Here is a 15,861-nt window from a genome sequence, read left to right as displayed (position 1 = left end):
GGCGTGGAGGAACTTTGGTGAAGTGGACCTCGTTAATGTTAGGGGGATTCCACTACTTCTACACAATTAAAGTACGACCGCTGGACAAGAGCTTTTCCTAATTGATTGAAGAAGAGGTTTTGCTATGAAACTCTATATAAAACGTTTAATGAAGCATTTTGACTTTCCTCTGTTTTTTACCTATCTGATCCTCTGCATGTTCGGGTTGATCATGATTTACAGCTCGAGTATGGGGGCAGCCGTAAATCGGTATGACTATGCTGCAGATCACTATTACCGAAAGCAGCTCACGAACCTTTCCATCGCGATACCCGCTTTCTTCATGGCATCATTTTTTCCTTATAAAAATTATAAACGAAAGAAATTGATGATCTTCTCTGTGATCGGAACCCTTTGCCTTCTATTCTCCGTCCATTTTATCGGTTCGGGAGATCACGTCGGAGCTAATAGCTGGATAAAGACCCCTATAGGCAATATCCAACCGTCCGAGGTGGCAAAGCTGATAATCATAGTCTATTTTGCGAGTGTCTTCGCAAAAAAATATGAAGCAGGGACGATTGACAATATAAATAAATCGATTGGCCCACCTATTTTGATACTCGTGCTGGCCATCGTTTCGATCATGTTCGAAACGGATATCGGGACGGCTTTTATCATCATTATCGGAGCACTCTCCGTATTAGCCGCAAGCGGAATACAGAAAAAGACCTTTATGAAACTGAGCGGAATTGTAGTAATGGCAATGATTCCGGTGGGCATGATCATCTATTTTGCATGGGATTTCGTTATGACCGCTTCCAGAAAAGGTCGTTTACTGTCTTTCTTAAATCCTTTTGATTATTTACAAGGCTCGGGTTATCAAATTGCAAACGGATATATTGCAATTGGGACGGGTGGGGTAAAAGGACTAGGTCTAGGGAATTCTGTCCAAAAACTTGGTTATTTGCCTGAGCCGCAGACGGACGTCATCATGGCCGTTATTTCGGAAGAGCTCGGTGTGTTCGGGACGCTTATTGTCATTGGTGGCCTTGGCTTCATCGTATTGAGAGCCCTCTATATTGCATTACAGACGAAAGACCCACATGCGCGCATGCTGGCTGCCGGTGTCGGCAGTGTGATTGGCATCCAGACATTCGTCAACCTCGGAGGGTTGACAGGACTAATTCCTCTCACGGGGGTTCCACTGCCATTTATAAGTTATGGCGGAACTTCTATTATTCTGTTATCTTTATCTTTAGGAATATTGATGAATGTTTCAATATTCACTAAATATGAAAAAATGAAGAGAAGAGGGAGTGCCTTGTGATGGAAAAGATTGAAAAGATTCTTGTAGCCAACCGGGGAGAAATTGCAATCCGGATATTCCGGGCTTGTACGGAATTGAACATTCCAACGGTCGGCATCTATTCGACGGAAGATAGTGGTTCATTCCATCGATACAAGGCAGACGAGTCTTACCTTGTGGGAGAAGGGAAAAAACCTATCGATGCTTACCTCGACATTGAGGGGATCATTGCGATTGCAAAGGATTCTGGAGCGAATGCAGTGCATCCGGGGTACGGCTTCCTCGCGGAGAATGAGGAGTTCGCCCGTCGCTTGGAAGAGGAAGGTATCATTTTTATTGGCCCGACTTCTAAACATCTGGACATGTTCGGGGATAAGGTCAAGGCGCGGGAACAGGCGATAAGAGCAGGAATCCCGGTCATACCAGGAAGTGACGGTCCGGTTACTTCAGTCGAAGACGTTTCGACGTTCGGAGCGGAACATGGTTATCCAATTATCATCAAAGCTTCGCTCGGCGGCGGGGGACGGGGAATGCGGATTGTTCAGTCCGCGGACGAAGTGCTTGAAGCTTACGAACGAGCCAGATCAGAAGCTAAATCCGCATTCGGTTCCGATGAGGTGTATGTAGAGAAGTTCATCAACAAACCGAAGCATATTGAAGTCCAGATTTTGGGGGATGCGTTCGGCAATGTCATCCATCTGTATGAACGTGATTGCTCCATCCAGCGCCGTCATCAGAAAGTGGTTGAAATTGCACCTTCGATTTCATTGAAAGATGAATTGCGCCATCAAATTTGTGATGCTGCTGTAAAACTAATGAAGAACGTCGATTATATAAATGCGGGAACTGTCGAGTTCCTCGTCGCGGACGGCAAGTTCTACTTCATTGAAGTCAATCCGCGGATCCAAGTGGAACATACGATTACTGAAATGGTGACAGGGATTGATATAGTCCACGCTCAAATCCATATTGCGGATGGACAAAATCTTCATGAAGGGCCTTCCGCCATTCCGGCACAAGATAACATTCCGCTATTCGGCTATGCCATCCAGTCACGGGTGACAACTGAAGATCCATTGAATGATTTCATGCCGGATACTGGAAAGTTGATGGTCTATCGATCAGGCGGTGGTTTTGGTGTCCGTTTGGATGCGGGGAACGGTTTCCAAGGGGCTGTCATCACTCCCCACTATGATTCCTTGCTCGTTAAGGTATCGACTTGGGGGATGACTTTCCGCGAGGCGGCCGGCAAGATGAACCGGAACTTGCAAGAATTCAGGATCCGGGGCATTAAAACAAATATTCCGTTTCTCGAAAACGTTGTAAAGCATAGCAATTTCTTGACAGGTAACTATGACACCGGTTTCATTGATTCCACACCGGAATTATTTTTATTCCCACACCGTAAAGACCGTGGGACGAAGATGCTTAATTATATCGGAAACGTAACGATCAATGGATTTCCTGGAATCGGGAAGCAGTCGAAGCCGCTATTCCATCCAGTCAGAAAGCCGAAAATCGATTTACTGACTCCACCATCTGCTGGTACGAAGCAAATCTTGGAAGAACGAGGTGCGGAAGGTCTCGTCAAGTGGATCAAGGAGCAGGAGGATGTCCTTCTGACGGATACGACGTTCAGGGATGCACACCAATCCTTATTGGCCACACGTGTCCGGACAGCGGATATCACATCCATCGCTTCCGAGTCGGCGCGGCTCATGCCTGACCTGTTTTCGTACGAGATGTGGGGAGGTGCTACATTCGATGTCGCCTACCGTTTCTTGAAAGAAAGTCCATGGGATCGTTTACTGAAACTTCGTGAACAAATTCCGAATGTCCTATTCCAAATGTTACTTCGAGGTGCTAACGCAGTAGGATATAAAAACTATCCGGACAATGTCATTCGCGAGTTTGTTGCCACATCGGCAGAAGCGGGTATCGACGTATTTCGTATCTTCGACAGCTTGAATTGGATCAAAGGAATGGAAGTTGCGATAGATTCAGCTCGCGCCTCGGGTAAAATTGCCGAAGCGGCGATTTGTTATTCTGGTGATATTTTGGATGACTCGCGTGCAAAGTATACCGTTGCATACTATAAAGAAATGGCAAAAGAGCTGGAAGCGGCAGGCGCTCATATTTTAGCGATCAAAGATATGGCGGGATTGCTGAAACCGGAAGCGGCTTATCGCTTGATTTCAGAATTAAAGGAAACGGTCGAATTGCCGATTCATTTGCATACCCATGATACGAGCGGTAACGGAATCTTCATGTATGCGCGAGCGATCGAAGCAGGGGTGGACATTGTCGATACAGCGCTTGGCGCTATGGCCGGCTTGACTTCCCAACCATCAGCGAGTTCCCTGCACTATGCCTTGCAAGGTGGGGAACGCAAAGTGCGAGCTGATGTCAAAGCATTGGAAGACTTGTCGTACTACTGGGAGGACGTCCGGAAATACTATCAGCATTTTGAGAGCGGCATGATGAGTCCTCATTCGGAAATCTATGTACACGAAATGCCGGGCGGTCAATATTCGAATCTTCAACAACAGGCGAAGGCGGTCGGATTGGGCGAGAGATGGGATGAAGTGAAGGATATGTATTCCCGCGTCAACCTGCTGTTCGGGGATGTGGTTAAAGTGACCCCTTCCTCTAAAGTCGTCGGAGACATGGCGTTGTTCATGGTACAGAACGATTTGGATGAACAATCCGTATTGACGCGAGGCCAATCGATTGACTTCCCGGAATCGGTAATCGAGTTTTTTGAAGGGTACATCGGGCAGCCGTACGGGGGATTCCCGGAAGAGCTTCAGAAGGTAATCTTGAAGGGACGTGAGCCGATTACAGTGCGTCCTGGGGAATTACTCGAAGATGAAGATTTCGGTAAAATCCGTAAAGAGTTGAATGACAAACTGGGACGTCCGGTCACCAGTCATGAAGTATTGGCGTACGCCCTCTATCCGAAAGTGTTTGAGGAGTATTCCGCGACGCATAATCTGTTTGGTGATGTCTCGGTCTTGAGTACGCCAGAGTTCCTTTATGGAATGAGATTGGGTGAAGAAATCGAAGTGGAAATTGAAAAGGGGAAAACGCTGATCATCAAGCTCGTTTCCATTGGCGAACCTCAATCGGACGCAACGCGCGTCATCTACTTCGAATTGAACGGACAACCGCGTGAAGTTATCATCGAAGATATGAGCATCGAATCCGATACAGTACGGAAACAAAAAGCAGACCCTTCCAACGAGTCGCATATCGCGGCAACGATGCCAGGAACTGTCTTGAAAGTTGCTGTTTCCAAAGGGGCGAAAGTGAGACGGGGCGAGCACATGCTGATCACGGAAGCGATGAAAATGGAAACGACAATACAAGCGCCGTTTGATGGTATCGTCAAAGATATTCATGTAAGTGCTGGTGAATCGATCGCAACCGGTGACTTACTCATCGAATTGGAACACGCATAATACAACAAAAGCATCCGGGGATAAGTCCCGGATGCTTTTATTAATTTACCGTATTAATGGTTAATATAAGGAAGTGTTGAAAAGCGGTTCCTTATCAGCGGCTGTCCTTGCTTCGCGACACGAGTAGGACCATATAGGTCAATAAGCCGAATAGCAAAGAGATAAAGAGCGAATGAAGCAGAGCTACGTAAAGGTTTAGTTTGGTCAAAATGACTATCATCCCTGTAATCACCTGTGCCGTCACTAAAATGAAGGCGATGATCCAGCCCCACAGAATGGCGCGCTGGTCTTTATAATGACGAATGACATGGATAGCGATGATTGCGAGCCAGATAAAGATAAGCGCTGCAGCAGCCCGGTGCCCCATTTGAACCCATTCGTACATATTTCCCGGAAGTTCAAACTGGTCATTTCGACAAAGCGGCCACTCTGAGCAAACAAGTCCTGAATTCGTATGGCGTACGAGTGCACCGGTATAAACGACAATATATGAGTAGATGGATACACCGATCGTATGCCATTTCAACGATTTTCCGATCCGAATCTTATCCGTATCGAATTTTTGGTCCACTTCAAAAATGAGAAGGGTTAACAGAAGAACAGCGGCGAATGAAATAAGCGAGATTCCGAAATGCAGGGCGAGAATAAAGTCGCCTTGGCCCCACAACACTTGGGCCGCTCCAATGAGTGCCTGCAGAATAAGGAAGAAAACAGCCATAAACGCCAAAAACTTAGTTTCCCGGATATGGCCGATTGATTTCCACGACCAGACAGCCAGAACAACTATTAAAATCCCGACAGCCCCTGTCACGAGACGATGGGAAAATTCGATAAGCACCTCAGGGGTGATTTCAGAGGGGATAAGTTGTCCATTGCACCCCGGCCAATGTCGTCCGCATCCCATTCCACTGTCCGTTTTGGTCACCAGAGCACCGCCAAGAAGTATAAGGAGCATTCCGACAGTCGATGCGACCGCGAACCATTTTAAAAATTTGTTATATCGCAAAAGTAAAACACCTACTTTAAAGTGATGACCGTTACTGAAAACGGCCCCTGCTTTTTCGATAATAACGAATAAATAGCGAAAAAACAATGTCCAACAAGGGAAATCGCCACTCTATCCCTTCATTTCACAAATTGTTCATAAAAAAGAGCCATTAACTTCACAAATGAGTTGGTGAAATGATTTATCATAAGGAGGGTGAAGGTTTATAACGAAATATGACCTTATGCAGCGAAGCTATTGGGCAGATTAAACAAGAAAGCTTTGTTTGATTTTTGTCGAGACGACACGGAATTTGGGGAATTTTTGTTTATGTATAGAAATTATCCCTAAATTTCGATATAGTTATATGTATAGCGGTTTTCGCTGACAACATTGAAAGGAGGGGGAACATGTCAAACGGTCGAACTATTTCAACGGCGGTCAAACCCGAAGTGGAAACGGCATCGGCTGTCAAGGATTTCCTTGCACTCATCAAAATCGGCATCGTCAATTCGAATCTGATTACGACATTCACCGGATTATTCCTGGCATTTCAATTCACTGGCAGAGGATTCCTGCATAACCTCGATCTTCTTGTTTATGCGATTGCCGGAACCGGACTTATCATCGCCGGGTCTGCGGCGCTGAATAATCTGATTGATCGCGATATCGATCCGATCATGACAAGGACAAAATCGAGACCGACTGTGACAGGCCGCTTTAAAGCACCGGCTGTTTTGGCACTCGCACTCACATTCATTGTTCTCGGTGAAATACTTTTGTTTTCCGCATCCATACCGGCAGGCTTTTGGGGTCTTGCAGGTGTCTTTAGTTATGTTGTACTCTATTCGATGTGGTCGAAACGAAAGCATGTCGCCAATACGATTGTCGGGAGTATTTCCGGAGCCATCCCACCGTTGATTGGATGGGCTGCTGTTGAGCCGTCGCTAGGCCTAGGTGCATGGGCGCTATTTCTGATCATGTTCATTTGGCAGCCGCCTCATTTCTATGCGTTGGCGATGCGCCGGACGGAAGAATACCGAGCAGCGAATATACCGATGCTGCCAGTTGTTAAAGGGTTTGCTCGAACGAAAAAGTCAATGCTTGGCTGGGTTCTCTTGCTGTTGCCGCTGCCATTCTTACTTAAGCCTTTAGGAATTGGATTCATAGTGCTTGCAACTCTGCTGAACCTCGGGTGGCTTTACCTAGCACTAAAAGGTTTCAAGGCGAAAGATGACTTGAAATGGGCAACATCCATGTTCATCTATTCTTTGAACTACATGACGATCTTGTTTGTATCAATGATCATTTTTTCCATCTTTATCTAACCGGAATTCTTTCTTAACGACAGGAATTCACATAGAGAGGTCATCAGTCCTCATAAATAAGAAAAACACTTTTTTAGAAAGAGAGGTATCATTAAGCGATGATGAAAGGACTCAAAAAGTGGCGTCTCTTTTCTCTATTGGCAGCTTTGACTGTGTTCCTTGCCGGATGCGGACAAGAAGAGCTTTCCACGCTTCTTCCTGCCGGCCAAGTTGGAAAGGACCAATTCAATTTACTGCTATTGGCATCAGCAATTATGTTGTTCGTTATTCTTGTTGTCGTCACCATCTACGTAATTGCACTTGTTCGTTTCCGTCGTTCGAAACTTGGCGAACAACATGTTCCTGAACAAGTTGAAGGAAGCCACACACTAGAACTGGTTTGGACAATCATTCCAATTCTTCTAGTCCTGCTACTAGCTGTCCCTACGGTTTATTACACATATAAATTAGGGGATGTTACGGCAATGGGTGCCGTGGATGATGAAGGAAATGCAGAGAATTTGGTAGTTGATGTAACTGCGAAATTATATTGGTGGGAATTCGAGTATCCTGATCTCGGTATCGTGACTGCTCAGGAATTAGTCGTTCCTACTGATGAAAGAGTATACTTTAATCTACTTGCCGCGGATGTCAAACACTCATTCTGGATTCCAGCGGTGGGTGGTAAGTTGGACAATAACGTTGAAAACGTCAATAAATTCTATTTAGTATTTGAAAAAGAATCAAAAGATCTGAAAGATGGAGTATTCTACGGAAAATGTGCGGAACTCTGTGGACCATCACACGCACTTATGGACTTTAAAGTAAAAACATTGCCACGTGCAGAATTTGATCAGTGGGTTGCTGCCATGCAGGCGACTGCTGATAACCATGTAGTTGCAAATCCACAAGGGGAAGAGATATTCCAACAAAGCTGTATTGGATGTCATGCAGTTTCCGGTGTGGGTGAAACAGGCGCGCAAGGACCTAACCTTGCCACTTTCGGTGACCGTAACCGCGTAGCCGGATTTATGGATCATACGGAAGAGGATCTGAAAGCATGGATCGTAGATACACAAAAGCATAAACCAGGAAACACAATGCCATCTTTCCCTCAACTAACTGATGCGGAACTAGATGCGCTTTCCGAGTATCTCATGGGCTTGTCTGTTGAGAAATGATTGTAACGTGAATTTGTAGAGGAGGTAAAAATAGTGAGTTCAGTTGCTCAAAAAAAGGGTTTTGGCGCAACGTTATGGGACTGGATGACAACAGTCGACCATAAGAAAATCGGGATTCTGTATTTTCTGGGCGGAGGATTCTTCTTCGTACTCGGTGGTATAGAAGCGATGATTATTCGTTTGCAGCTCTTAAAGCCGAACAGCGATCTTGTCAGTGCTGGTCTTTTCAATGATTTGATCACAATGCACGGTACGACAATGATCTTCCTTGCAGCGATGCCGATATTATTCGGTTTTATGAACGCGATTATGCCGCTCCAAATCGGAGCACGGGATGTTGCGTTTCCATTTATCAACTCGTTAGGGTTCTGGATGTTCTTCTTCGGAGGATTATTCCTTAATATTTCATGGCTAGTCGGCCAAGTACCGGATGCTGGGTGGACGTCTTACGCGTCACTTTCCCTTGCATCTGAAGGACATGGCATCGACTTCTATGCAATCGGTCTTCAAATTGCCGGTGGTGGTACGTTAATGGCAGGGATTAACTTCCTTGTTACGATTATTAACATGCGTGCCCCTGGTATGACATACATGCGTATGCCATTGTTTACATGGACTACGTTCGTAGCATCAGCGATGATTCTTTTCGCATTCCCTCCACTAACTGTCGGTTTGTTCTTCTTGACGTTCGACCGTATGTTCGGTGGTAACTTCTTTGACCATACAATGGGTGGAAACACAATTATTTGGGAGCATATCTTCTGGATTTTTGGTCACCCTGAAGTTTACATTCTGATTTTGCCGGCTTTCGGTATTTTCTCTGAAATTTTCTCGATTTTCTCCCGTAAGCGCCTGTTCGGTTATCCGTCCATGGTTTTCGCTACGGTGCTAATCGGTTTCCTTGGCTTCATGGTTTGGGCTCACCATATGTTCACAGTAGGTCTTGGACCGACTGCAAACGCGATTTTCGCGGTTGCGACAATGGCGATTGCCGTACCGACCGGGGTTAAGATCTTCAACTGGTTGTTGACGATTTGGGGCGGTAGCATTAAAGTTACGACTCCAATGCTATATGCACTCGGATTCATTCCATCGTTCGTCATGGGTGGGGTTACAGGTGTCATGCAAGGTGCTGCACCGCTTGACTATCAATTACACGACTCTTACTTTATAGTTGCTCACTTCCACTACGTTATCGTTGGTGGGGTAGTACTCGCAATTTTGGCAGCTACACACTTATGGTGGCCAAAAATGTTCGGTACAATGCTGAACGAAAAACTTGGTAAAGTTACATTCTGGTTCTTCTTCATTGGTTTCCATATGACATTCCTAATCCAACACTGGTTAGGTTTCTGGGGAATGCCGCGTCGTGTCTGGACTTACATGGACGGACAAGGTTGGAACACTGCTAACTACATCAGTACGATCGGTGCCATTTTAATGGCGATTGGTGTGATCGTACTTGTCATCAACATCGTGATGACTTCTGTTAGAAATGTGAAAGTTGCAAATGACCCATGGGGTGACGGACGTACGCTTGAATGGGCACTCGGCTCACCGCCAGTTTATTACAACTTTGCCCAAACTCCACTTGTCCGTGGATTGGATACAGTATGGATTGAAAAGCAGGAAGGTAATAAGTCAGGATTAACACCTGCTGAACCTGTTCAAGACATTCACATGCCGCACGGTTCTATCATTCCATTCCTTATGTCATTGGGTCTCTTCATCGCTGGATTCGGTGCGATGTTCCGCGCTGAAACATCATGGGGTCTACCGGTTCTCGTCTTCGGTTTGGCATGGACATTCGTTGCGATGTCTGCTCGCTCTGTGAAAGACGATTTGGGCTACTATGTGAAGAAAGAAGAATTGCTACAGGATATAAAACGTGAAGGGGGTCAAAACTGATGGATTTGAATAAACAATTCACCCCTGAAACGTGGCCGGATCATCCGGAAAAAGCGACACTGGAAGCGAAGAATAAGTTTGTCGGTTTCTGGCTCTTCCTTGGAGGGGAAACGATTCTCTTCGCAACTCTTTTTGCGACATATATGGCATTGAAGAATAAAGGGCCAAGCGGCTTGGAATTCACGACACAGGGACTTTACGAGTTGCCGCTTGTCTTCGTCATGACAATGCTTCTTTTGACATCGTCATTGACAAGTGTATATGCAATGTATCACCTGAAAAACTATAACTTCAAGAAAATGCAGCTTTGGCTTGGGATTACTGCTTTCTTAGGGCTTGGGTTCTTGATGCTTGAAGTATATGAGTTCTCTCATTATGTACAACTTGGCTTCACGTATGGAAACAGTGCGTTTAGTTCTTCGTTCTATACGCTAGTCGGAACACACGGCTTCCACGTTGCCGTCGGACTTGTCTGGATTACGCTCTTGATTTTCCGTAACGCAAAACGTGGCCTTAATTTGTACAATGCGACGAAATACTACACATTCTCGCTGTACTGGCACTTTATCGACGTTGTCTGGGTGTTCATCTTCACTGTAGTCTACTTGATGGGAGTGGTAGGTTAATATGGCGGACATTCAAGTATATAAAAAGACTCCTGCTGAAATGGAGATGGGAAAGCGGCGTGGAAAGCAAGCCATGCGTGCGCAGGTCATGATGTTCTCATTGATGATCTTCCTCACATTGCTATCGTTCTCCATGGTCGTAATGTTTGAATCCGGAGTCGCTGGATTCTCGAAATTCTTTATCATTCCGGTCATCATGCTATTCGCAGCAGTCCAAGTAGGTTTACAATTGTATTACTTCATGCACATGAGTGAAAAAGGACATGGTATTCCACAAATGTTCATGTTCACGGGCGCTCTGCTCGGCTTCCTCATTCCGTTAACATTCGTAACGATTGTATGGTGGTAATACTGGTGGGAAAGCCTAGGGAAGATCATTCTTCCCTAGGCTTTCTTTTTTTGGAGACATGGTGGCTTTCAGTGAGTGCGTGAATGTCGAGAAATAGCGATTTGTCATAGTTCGTTCATTGTGTTCATGGGCGGTAGGATTTATAATGGAGGAAGACTTTATTGAAGGAGCGATGGCAATGTTGCCTTTAAGCATATTCGGATTTCGCGCACTTTGGAGTCCTTGGTTTTTCTTATCGATCCTTGTAGCTATTGGTTTGTACTTGTTATTGACGAAAAAATGGAGACATAAGTTTGAAGGGGAAGAGAAGTTGACTCGGAAGGAGCTAGGGTATTTCCTTGCTTCGATGATTCTTCTTTATATCGTGAAGGGCTCGCCGATGGACTTGATGGGTCATATTCTATTCTCGGTCCATATGGCGCAAATGGCGCTTCTTCTACTGATGGTTGCTCCTTTTTTAATTATCGGGATTCCAAATTGGATGTGGAAAAAAGCTTTGGATATCAAGATGGTGGATCAGGTGATGCGTTTCTTCACAAAGCCGGTTCTTAGCCTCATGCTATTCACAATCATGTTCTCGCTATACCACTATCCATTTATCCTGGATCAAGTAAAGCTTAATATTATCTTACATGCGTTGTTCACCATTACATTATTCATTTCCTCCATATTTCTATGGTGGCCGCTCGTCAATACCGTTGAAGGACAACCTCAACTTCATGGTTTGAAAAAAATCGGGTATGTAATCCTGAGCGCCATTTTGATCACACCAGCCTGTTCACTCATCATTTTCGTAGATGTTCCTGTTTATGAAACGTATAGTAGCGGGGAAGCATGGTTGCAAGCGATGGCACTCTGTGTCCCTGGTAGCATGCTAGCCGGACTTTCCGGTTTAGGCATTTCAGGGCCGGAATTATTCACGAAAATGCCGACACTGTATGACCAACAACTCGGCGGTATCTTGATGAAAATAATTCAAGAAGTCATCTATGTGGTAGTGATTGGTAAGATATTCATTAAATGGTATAAAGAAGAACAGAACAATGCCGATGAAATAACAAAAAGAGATTTATTAGAACGTCAAAAGTTGACGATGCACGGCTCTTGATAGGGGAGAAATAGTATGGATGTCCCATTACTACCAACAATCAGCACCTTTTTTATCGTTTTGTCGGCTGTGCTGGTTGCAATCGGGTGGTATTTGATTTGGAATAAGAAAGTGGAAGCACATAAGAAGACCATGCTGGCAGCAGCGGTTTCGGCATTGCTCTTCTTTATCATTTATCTCTCGCGGACCATATTTATTGGAAATACCGCTTTTGGCGGACCGGACCACTTAAAGGTCTATTACACGACATTTCTTATCTTTCACATCTTTTTGGCTACAACTGGAGCTGTTTTTGGGATTATCACAATCTATGCAGGGCTTAAGAATAATTTGGTGCGCCACCGAAAGATCGGACCTGTCACCAGTATTGTTTGGTTCTTCACCGCCATTACAGGTGTTGCTGTCTATCTGCTGCTGTACATTTTCTATAAAGGCGGAGAAACTACGTCTGTATTTAAGGCAATATTAGGATTCTAAATAAAACACGCGACCGTGAGCAGACGGTCGCGTGTTTTTTGTTTAATCAATTCCATCACGTCATTTATGGAAATAGGAGACTTCCGCTGAAGCAAGTTAGATCCTAAAGTTCAGTTTAATAATCCCGGCTTCTCTTGCAGTTGTAAATAGGATAACGACGAGAGGACCCACGAAAAATCCGAGGAAGCCCATCAATTTCAATCCGATGAACATGGCAATTAGTGTTGGCAGTGGCGACAATCCTATTTGAGAGCCCATTACTTTCGGTTCGACCGTCCTGCGGATGATGAGCAGGATAGCAGCTAAAATCGCCAATTTGGTTCCCATTGCAACATCTCCACTAATAAATTGATAGAGTGACCATGGGGCAAGGACGATGATCGATCCAAGAATTGGAATGACATCAATGATCCAAATGACGAGGGACATGACGACGGCATATTTTGGCGAGATGATGAGCAAGCCGATAAACGTAACGGCCAAAATGATGAAACTGACGAGAAGCTGTGCCTTCATGAAACCGAAAATGACGGAATTCAATTTAGTGATCATATATCGAACTTTCTCTGCTGTCGCTGTTGTGAGATGCCTGAAGAGCAACCTTTTGAGTTCTGGCAATTCAAGCATGAACAAAAAGAGGGCAATTAGATAGACGAGTAATCCGACAAGGAGGTTTGGAATTTCAGTCATTAGATCCATGATCCGTTGGTAACTCAAGAGATCCAATATGGAATCTCGGATGGATTCAAAAACGCTCTTAAACTCTTTTTGAATCGCTTTGACCACATCGTCGGGCATGCCAGCCGTATATTGGAACAATTTGTTTTGCGTGTCAATCCATAACCCCGACATCGAGTTGAAATAATTGGGGGCTTCTTTCGTAAAATGAATGATTTTCCCGATTAATCGTGTAACCGTATAATATAAAATGGAAGTGACGAAAGCGAGGATGAAGATGAATACCGAGATGACGGAAATCTTCCGACTCCATTTAAATCGTTTTTCCGCTAGCCGTACAAGAGGGTCGATTAGCAAAGCGGTGAGCATCGCGAAGATGATAGGTAAGGAAACCGGAACAATAAATAAAAACAAGAAAATGATAAAGAGAATACTTAATAATATGATAAAGTTTCGTTTCGTAAGCCATTTTGCCAACCGTCATTCCCCCAAAAAAATTCACTATTTTAATTATAACCAAAAGAGGGGGGATTGAATAGGACAATTTAGGAAAGTGAGCGGATTGAACCAGCTGTATAGAAAAAACCGGAGAACGAGGCGCTCTCCGGTTTTTAAATATATATTATTTTGTTAGTGCAGGCTGCTTTTCTTTCTTGACCTCTTGTACTTCTGCTGCTACTGTCAAGTTATATGCTTTAAGTTCTTCATTCACCGCTTTTAAAGTAGCTGCACAATCTTTCAATAGGCTGGCCGGGAAATGTTCCTCTTCCCCATATTCAACGCCAAATGGGTAGTAGTATTTTCCGATAACCGGCTTTTTCAGTTGGATGATCGCATCGCGTGCGTCAACATCCCCTTCTGTTGCAACGCCAAATACGCGTAAATAATATGTGCCTTCTTTCACTACATATTTTTTATCGTAAGTAACACGCTCGTAATCCCATTGACCAGCACGGATCAAGTCATGTTTCGTCATGATTTCATCCAATACGGTTACATCTGCAAGAATATTTTCAATGCCTGTATTTTCAATATACATCGTAAGATCCTCCTTATTTTTAGTCCAGCCACTTCCCTATACCTATTAATAATAGAACAAAATGAGTCTAGTTGCAATGACAACATTGTGTCAGCAAATATTGGTCATAGAAAAATAATATAATATTTAAACTATACCCACTAATGACGAAGTATAATAAAAGAGCAGTGACTTTCTTCTCAAACTCATTCTGTTCGAATTAAAATATTTCATGTCCGATAGGGAATGCGGTATACTGATTGTTTACACTGCGAGTACTGGTCTGGAATAGAAGTACCAGTTTAGAGGGAGTAGCGGGATCTAGGATGTTACCGGCGTGGCGGAGCATTTCATTCGAATACAAATATATTAAATTTATGCAAGGGAGCGGGACGCTTATATGAAAGTAATTTGGAAAATTGGAATACTTCTTATCCTAGTCCTCGCCTTTCTTTATTATATGGATGATCGGGTATTGGAAAACGAGCTCCTTGAATCACCTGTCAATCATGGGAATCCCATTCCTGTTCCCGAAGCGGGCGATGGGTCTTCAATGAACGCTTTGGCTCGGCCGACCAAAGGGCTTTCCACTTATGTTGGCAAGGATGTAGATGTGCTGGTTGAAGCATTCGGGGAGCCCGATCGGAAGGAACCGTCTGGTTATGGATTCCATTGGTGGGTGTACCGAGGGGCTGACCGGTTGATGGCTGGCGTCAAAGACGGAGTGGTTGCACAGATTTATAGCGCAGATGTAGCAGCGGATGTTACCCCATTTCAAATCAGTCAAAGCGTCGAAGAGATCCAGCGCTTTACGATTTGGGAATCGGAAGTCAATGTCAAGGTGGACAATAATATCTATACATTCACGCTGAACGGCGATGATATGAAAAATCGTGTGTTGGTTCCATATGAAGGAGTATGTGCCCAACTGTATATCGATGAAGTGGATGGTGAACTGGAAGCAGTTCGTTTTATTGATCCGGTCATGTTGGTCATCCAGCAGCCATACGATATGGCGTATATGGGCAATGTAGTAACTGCGGAACGTCCTTCCTCCACTGTACAGATGGAGGTGGATCATGCCATGGAACTTCAAATTTTTGAATTGACAAATCACTATCGGAAAAAACACGGCTTCGAGGAGCTTATTTGGGATGAACAATTAGATGTTGTGGCTAGTGAACATAGCAAGGATATGGCGATTGAGAATTATTTTTCTCATGAATCGCCTGGGACCGGAAATCTGGCCAACCGGTTGAAGGAAGCTGAAATCGTACATAAGAAAGCGGGAGAAAATATCGCGTTCAATTATGTCGATGCTATTGAAGCGGTCCATGGTTGGCTTAATTCCACAGCTCACCGGAATGTCCTGCTCGATAAAGAATTCACTCATATCGGCGCAGGCGCCTATGGGAGATACTATACTCAGGATATGATTCGGAGAAATGTTGAGGAACCTGAGCCGGAACAGGAATGAA

13 protein-coding genes are annotated in these 15,861 nt (G+C 44.5%); 10 read left to right on the top strand and 3 right to left on the bottom strand.

Annotated elements, in window-relative coordinates:
- Positions 1-124: 124 nt before the first annotated feature.
- Both AB1K83_RS02000 and pyc read left to right on the top strand, forming a co-directional pair.
- Positions 125-1,306 carry an FtsW/RodA/SpoVE family cell cycle protein gene (locus tag AB1K83_RS02000; protein ID WP_413056471.1) on the top strand — a complete coding sequence of 394 codons (1,182 nt, stop codon included), beginning with the start codon at positions 125-127 and terminating at the stop codon, positions 1,304-1,306.
- Positions 1,306-4,746 carry a pyruvate carboxylase gene (gene pyc, locus AB1K83_RS01995; protein ID WP_413056470.1) on the top strand — a complete coding sequence of 1,147 codons (3,441 nt, stop codon included), beginning with the start codon at positions 1,306-1,308 and terminating at the stop codon, positions 4,744-4,746. Before AB1K83_RS02000 ends, pyc begins: the two co-directional genes overlap by 1 nt.
- A gap of 94 nt (positions 4,747-4,840) precedes the next feature.
- Here the strand turns inward: pyc and AB1K83_RS01990 are convergent, their stop codons facing one another.
- Positions 4,841-5,752 (bottom strand): COX15/CtaA family protein, encoded by a 912-nt coding sequence (locus AB1K83_RS01990; RefSeq protein WP_413056469.1) that lies wholly within the window; start codon positions 5,750-5,752, stop codon positions 4,841-4,843.
- Positions 5,753-6,141: 389 nt separating this feature from the next.
- Between AB1K83_RS01990 and cyoE the strand changes: the two genes are divergently transcribed.
- From cyoE to AB1K83_RS01955, 7 genes are all read left to right on the top strand, one after another.
- Positions 6,142-7,059, top strand: coding sequence for a heme o synthase (cyoE, locus tag AB1K83_RS01985; RefSeq protein WP_413056468.1), 918 nt, complete (start codon positions 6,142-6,144; stop codon positions 7,057-7,059).
- A 98-nt stretch (positions 7,060-7,157) separates the two neighbouring features.
- Positions 7,158-8,219, top strand: coding sequence for a cytochrome c oxidase subunit II (gene coxB, locus AB1K83_RS01980; protein ID WP_413056467.1), 1,062 nt, complete (start codon positions 7,158-7,160; stop codon positions 8,217-8,219).
- A gap of 33 nt (positions 8,220-8,252) precedes the next feature.
- The gene (locus AB1K83_RS01975) at positions 8,253-10,127 is read left to right on the top strand and encodes a cytochrome c oxidase subunit I (protein WP_413056466.1); all 1,875 of its coding nucleotides are present in this window, start codon (positions 8,253-8,255) and stop codon (positions 10,125-10,127) included.
- Positions 10,127-10,753 carry a cytochrome (ubi)quinol oxidase subunit III gene (locus tag AB1K83_RS01970; RefSeq protein ID WP_413056465.1) on the top strand — a complete coding sequence of 209 codons (627 nt, stop codon included), beginning with the start codon at positions 10,127-10,129 and terminating at the stop codon, positions 10,751-10,753. Before AB1K83_RS01975 ends, AB1K83_RS01970 begins: the two co-directional genes overlap by 1 nt.
- Before the next feature lies 1 nt (position 10,754).
- A complete protein-coding gene (locus tag AB1K83_RS01965; protein WP_413056464.1) occupies positions 10,755-11,102 on the top strand; it encodes a cytochrome C oxidase subunit IV family protein in 348 nt (115 codons plus the stop codon).
- 145 nt (positions 11,103-11,247) lie between these two features.
- Positions 11,248-12,210, top strand: a complete 963-nt coding sequence (gene ctaG, locus AB1K83_RS01960) for a cytochrome c oxidase assembly factor CtaG (protein WP_413056463.1) — start codon at positions 11,248-11,250, stop codon at positions 12,208-12,210.
- A 15-nt stretch (positions 12,211-12,225) separates the two neighbouring features.
- The gene (locus AB1K83_RS01955) at positions 12,226-12,687 is read left to right on the top strand and encodes a DUF420 domain-containing protein (RefSeq protein WP_413056462.1); all 462 of its coding nucleotides are present in this window, start codon (positions 12,226-12,228) and stop codon (positions 12,685-12,687) included.
- A gap of 96 nt (positions 12,688-12,783) precedes the next feature.
- Here the strand turns inward: AB1K83_RS01955 and ytvI are convergent, their stop codons facing one another.
- Together ytvI and AB1K83_RS01945 are read right to left on the bottom strand one after the other, a co-directional pair.
- Positions 12,784-13,842 carry a sporulation integral membrane protein YtvI gene (ytvI, locus tag AB1K83_RS01950; RefSeq protein ID WP_413056461.1) on the bottom strand — a complete coding sequence of 353 codons (1,059 nt, stop codon included), beginning with the start codon at positions 13,840-13,842 and terminating at the stop codon, positions 12,784-12,786.
- A 145-nt stretch (positions 13,843-13,987) separates the two neighbouring features.
- Positions 13,988-14,404: a YugN family protein gene (locus tag AB1K83_RS01945; protein ID WP_413056460.1), complete on the bottom strand. Its 417-nt coding sequence runs from the start codon at positions 14,402-14,404 to the stop codon at positions 13,988-13,990.
- 379 nt (positions 14,405-14,783) lie between these two features.
- Here AB1K83_RS01945 and AB1K83_RS01940 point away from each other — a divergent pair, with 379 nt between their 5' ends.
- The gene (locus AB1K83_RS01940) at positions 14,784-15,860 is read left to right on the top strand and encodes a CAP domain-containing protein (RefSeq protein WP_413056459.1); all 1,077 of its coding nucleotides are present in this window, start codon (positions 14,784-14,786) and stop codon (positions 15,858-15,860) included.
- Position 15,861 lies beyond the last annotated feature (1 nt).

It is taken from the genome of Sporosarcina sp. 179-K 3D1 HS (genome assembly GCF_047228905.1).
GTDB lineage: Bacteria > Bacillota > Bacilli > Bacillales_A > Planococcaceae > Sporosarcina.
This window is presented reverse-complemented; position numbering and strand designations above follow the sequence as displayed.

What these genes read in the sequence shown, in the direction of transcription:
- AB1K83_RS01965 (WP_413056464.1), top strand. Translation starts at nt 10,755, where the DNA reads ATGGCGGACATTCAAGTATATAAAAAGACTCCTGCTGAAATGGAGATG.
- AB1K83_RS01955 (WP_413056462.1), top strand. Translation starts at nt 12,226, where the DNA reads ATGGATGTCCCATTACTACCAACAATCAGCACCTTTTTTATCGTTTTG.
- AB1K83_RS02000 (WP_413056471.1), top strand. Translation starts at nt 125, where the DNA reads ATGAAACTCTATATAAAACGTTTAATGAAGCATTTTGACTTTCCTCTG.
- AB1K83_RS01940 (WP_413056459.1), top strand. Translation starts at nt 14,784, where the DNA reads ATGAAAGTAATTTGGAAAATTGGAATACTTCTTATCCTAGTCCTCGCC.
- coxB (WP_413056467.1), top strand. Translation starts at nt 7,158, where the DNA reads ATGATGAAAGGACTCAAAAAGTGGCGTCTCTTTTCTCTATTGGCAGCT.
- pyc (WP_413056470.1), top strand. Translation starts at nt 1,306, where the DNA reads ATGGAAAAGATTGAAAAGATTCTTGTAGCCAACCGGGGAGAAATTGCA.
- AB1K83_RS01970 (WP_413056465.1), top strand. Translation starts at nt 10,127, where the DNA reads ATGGATTTGAATAAACAATTCACCCCTGAAACGTGGCCGGATCATCCG.
- ctaG (WP_413056463.1), top strand. Translation starts at nt 11,248, where the DNA reads ATGGAGGAAGACTTTATTGAAGGAGCGATGGCAATGTTGCCTTTAAGC.
- AB1K83_RS01945 (WP_413056460.1), bottom strand. Translation starts at nt 14,404, where the DNA reads ATGTATATTGAAAATACAGGCATTGAAAATATTCTTGCAGATGTAACC.
- cyoE (WP_413056468.1), top strand. Translation starts at nt 6,142, where the DNA reads ATGTCAAACGGTCGAACTATTTCAACGGCGGTCAAACCCGAAGTGGAA.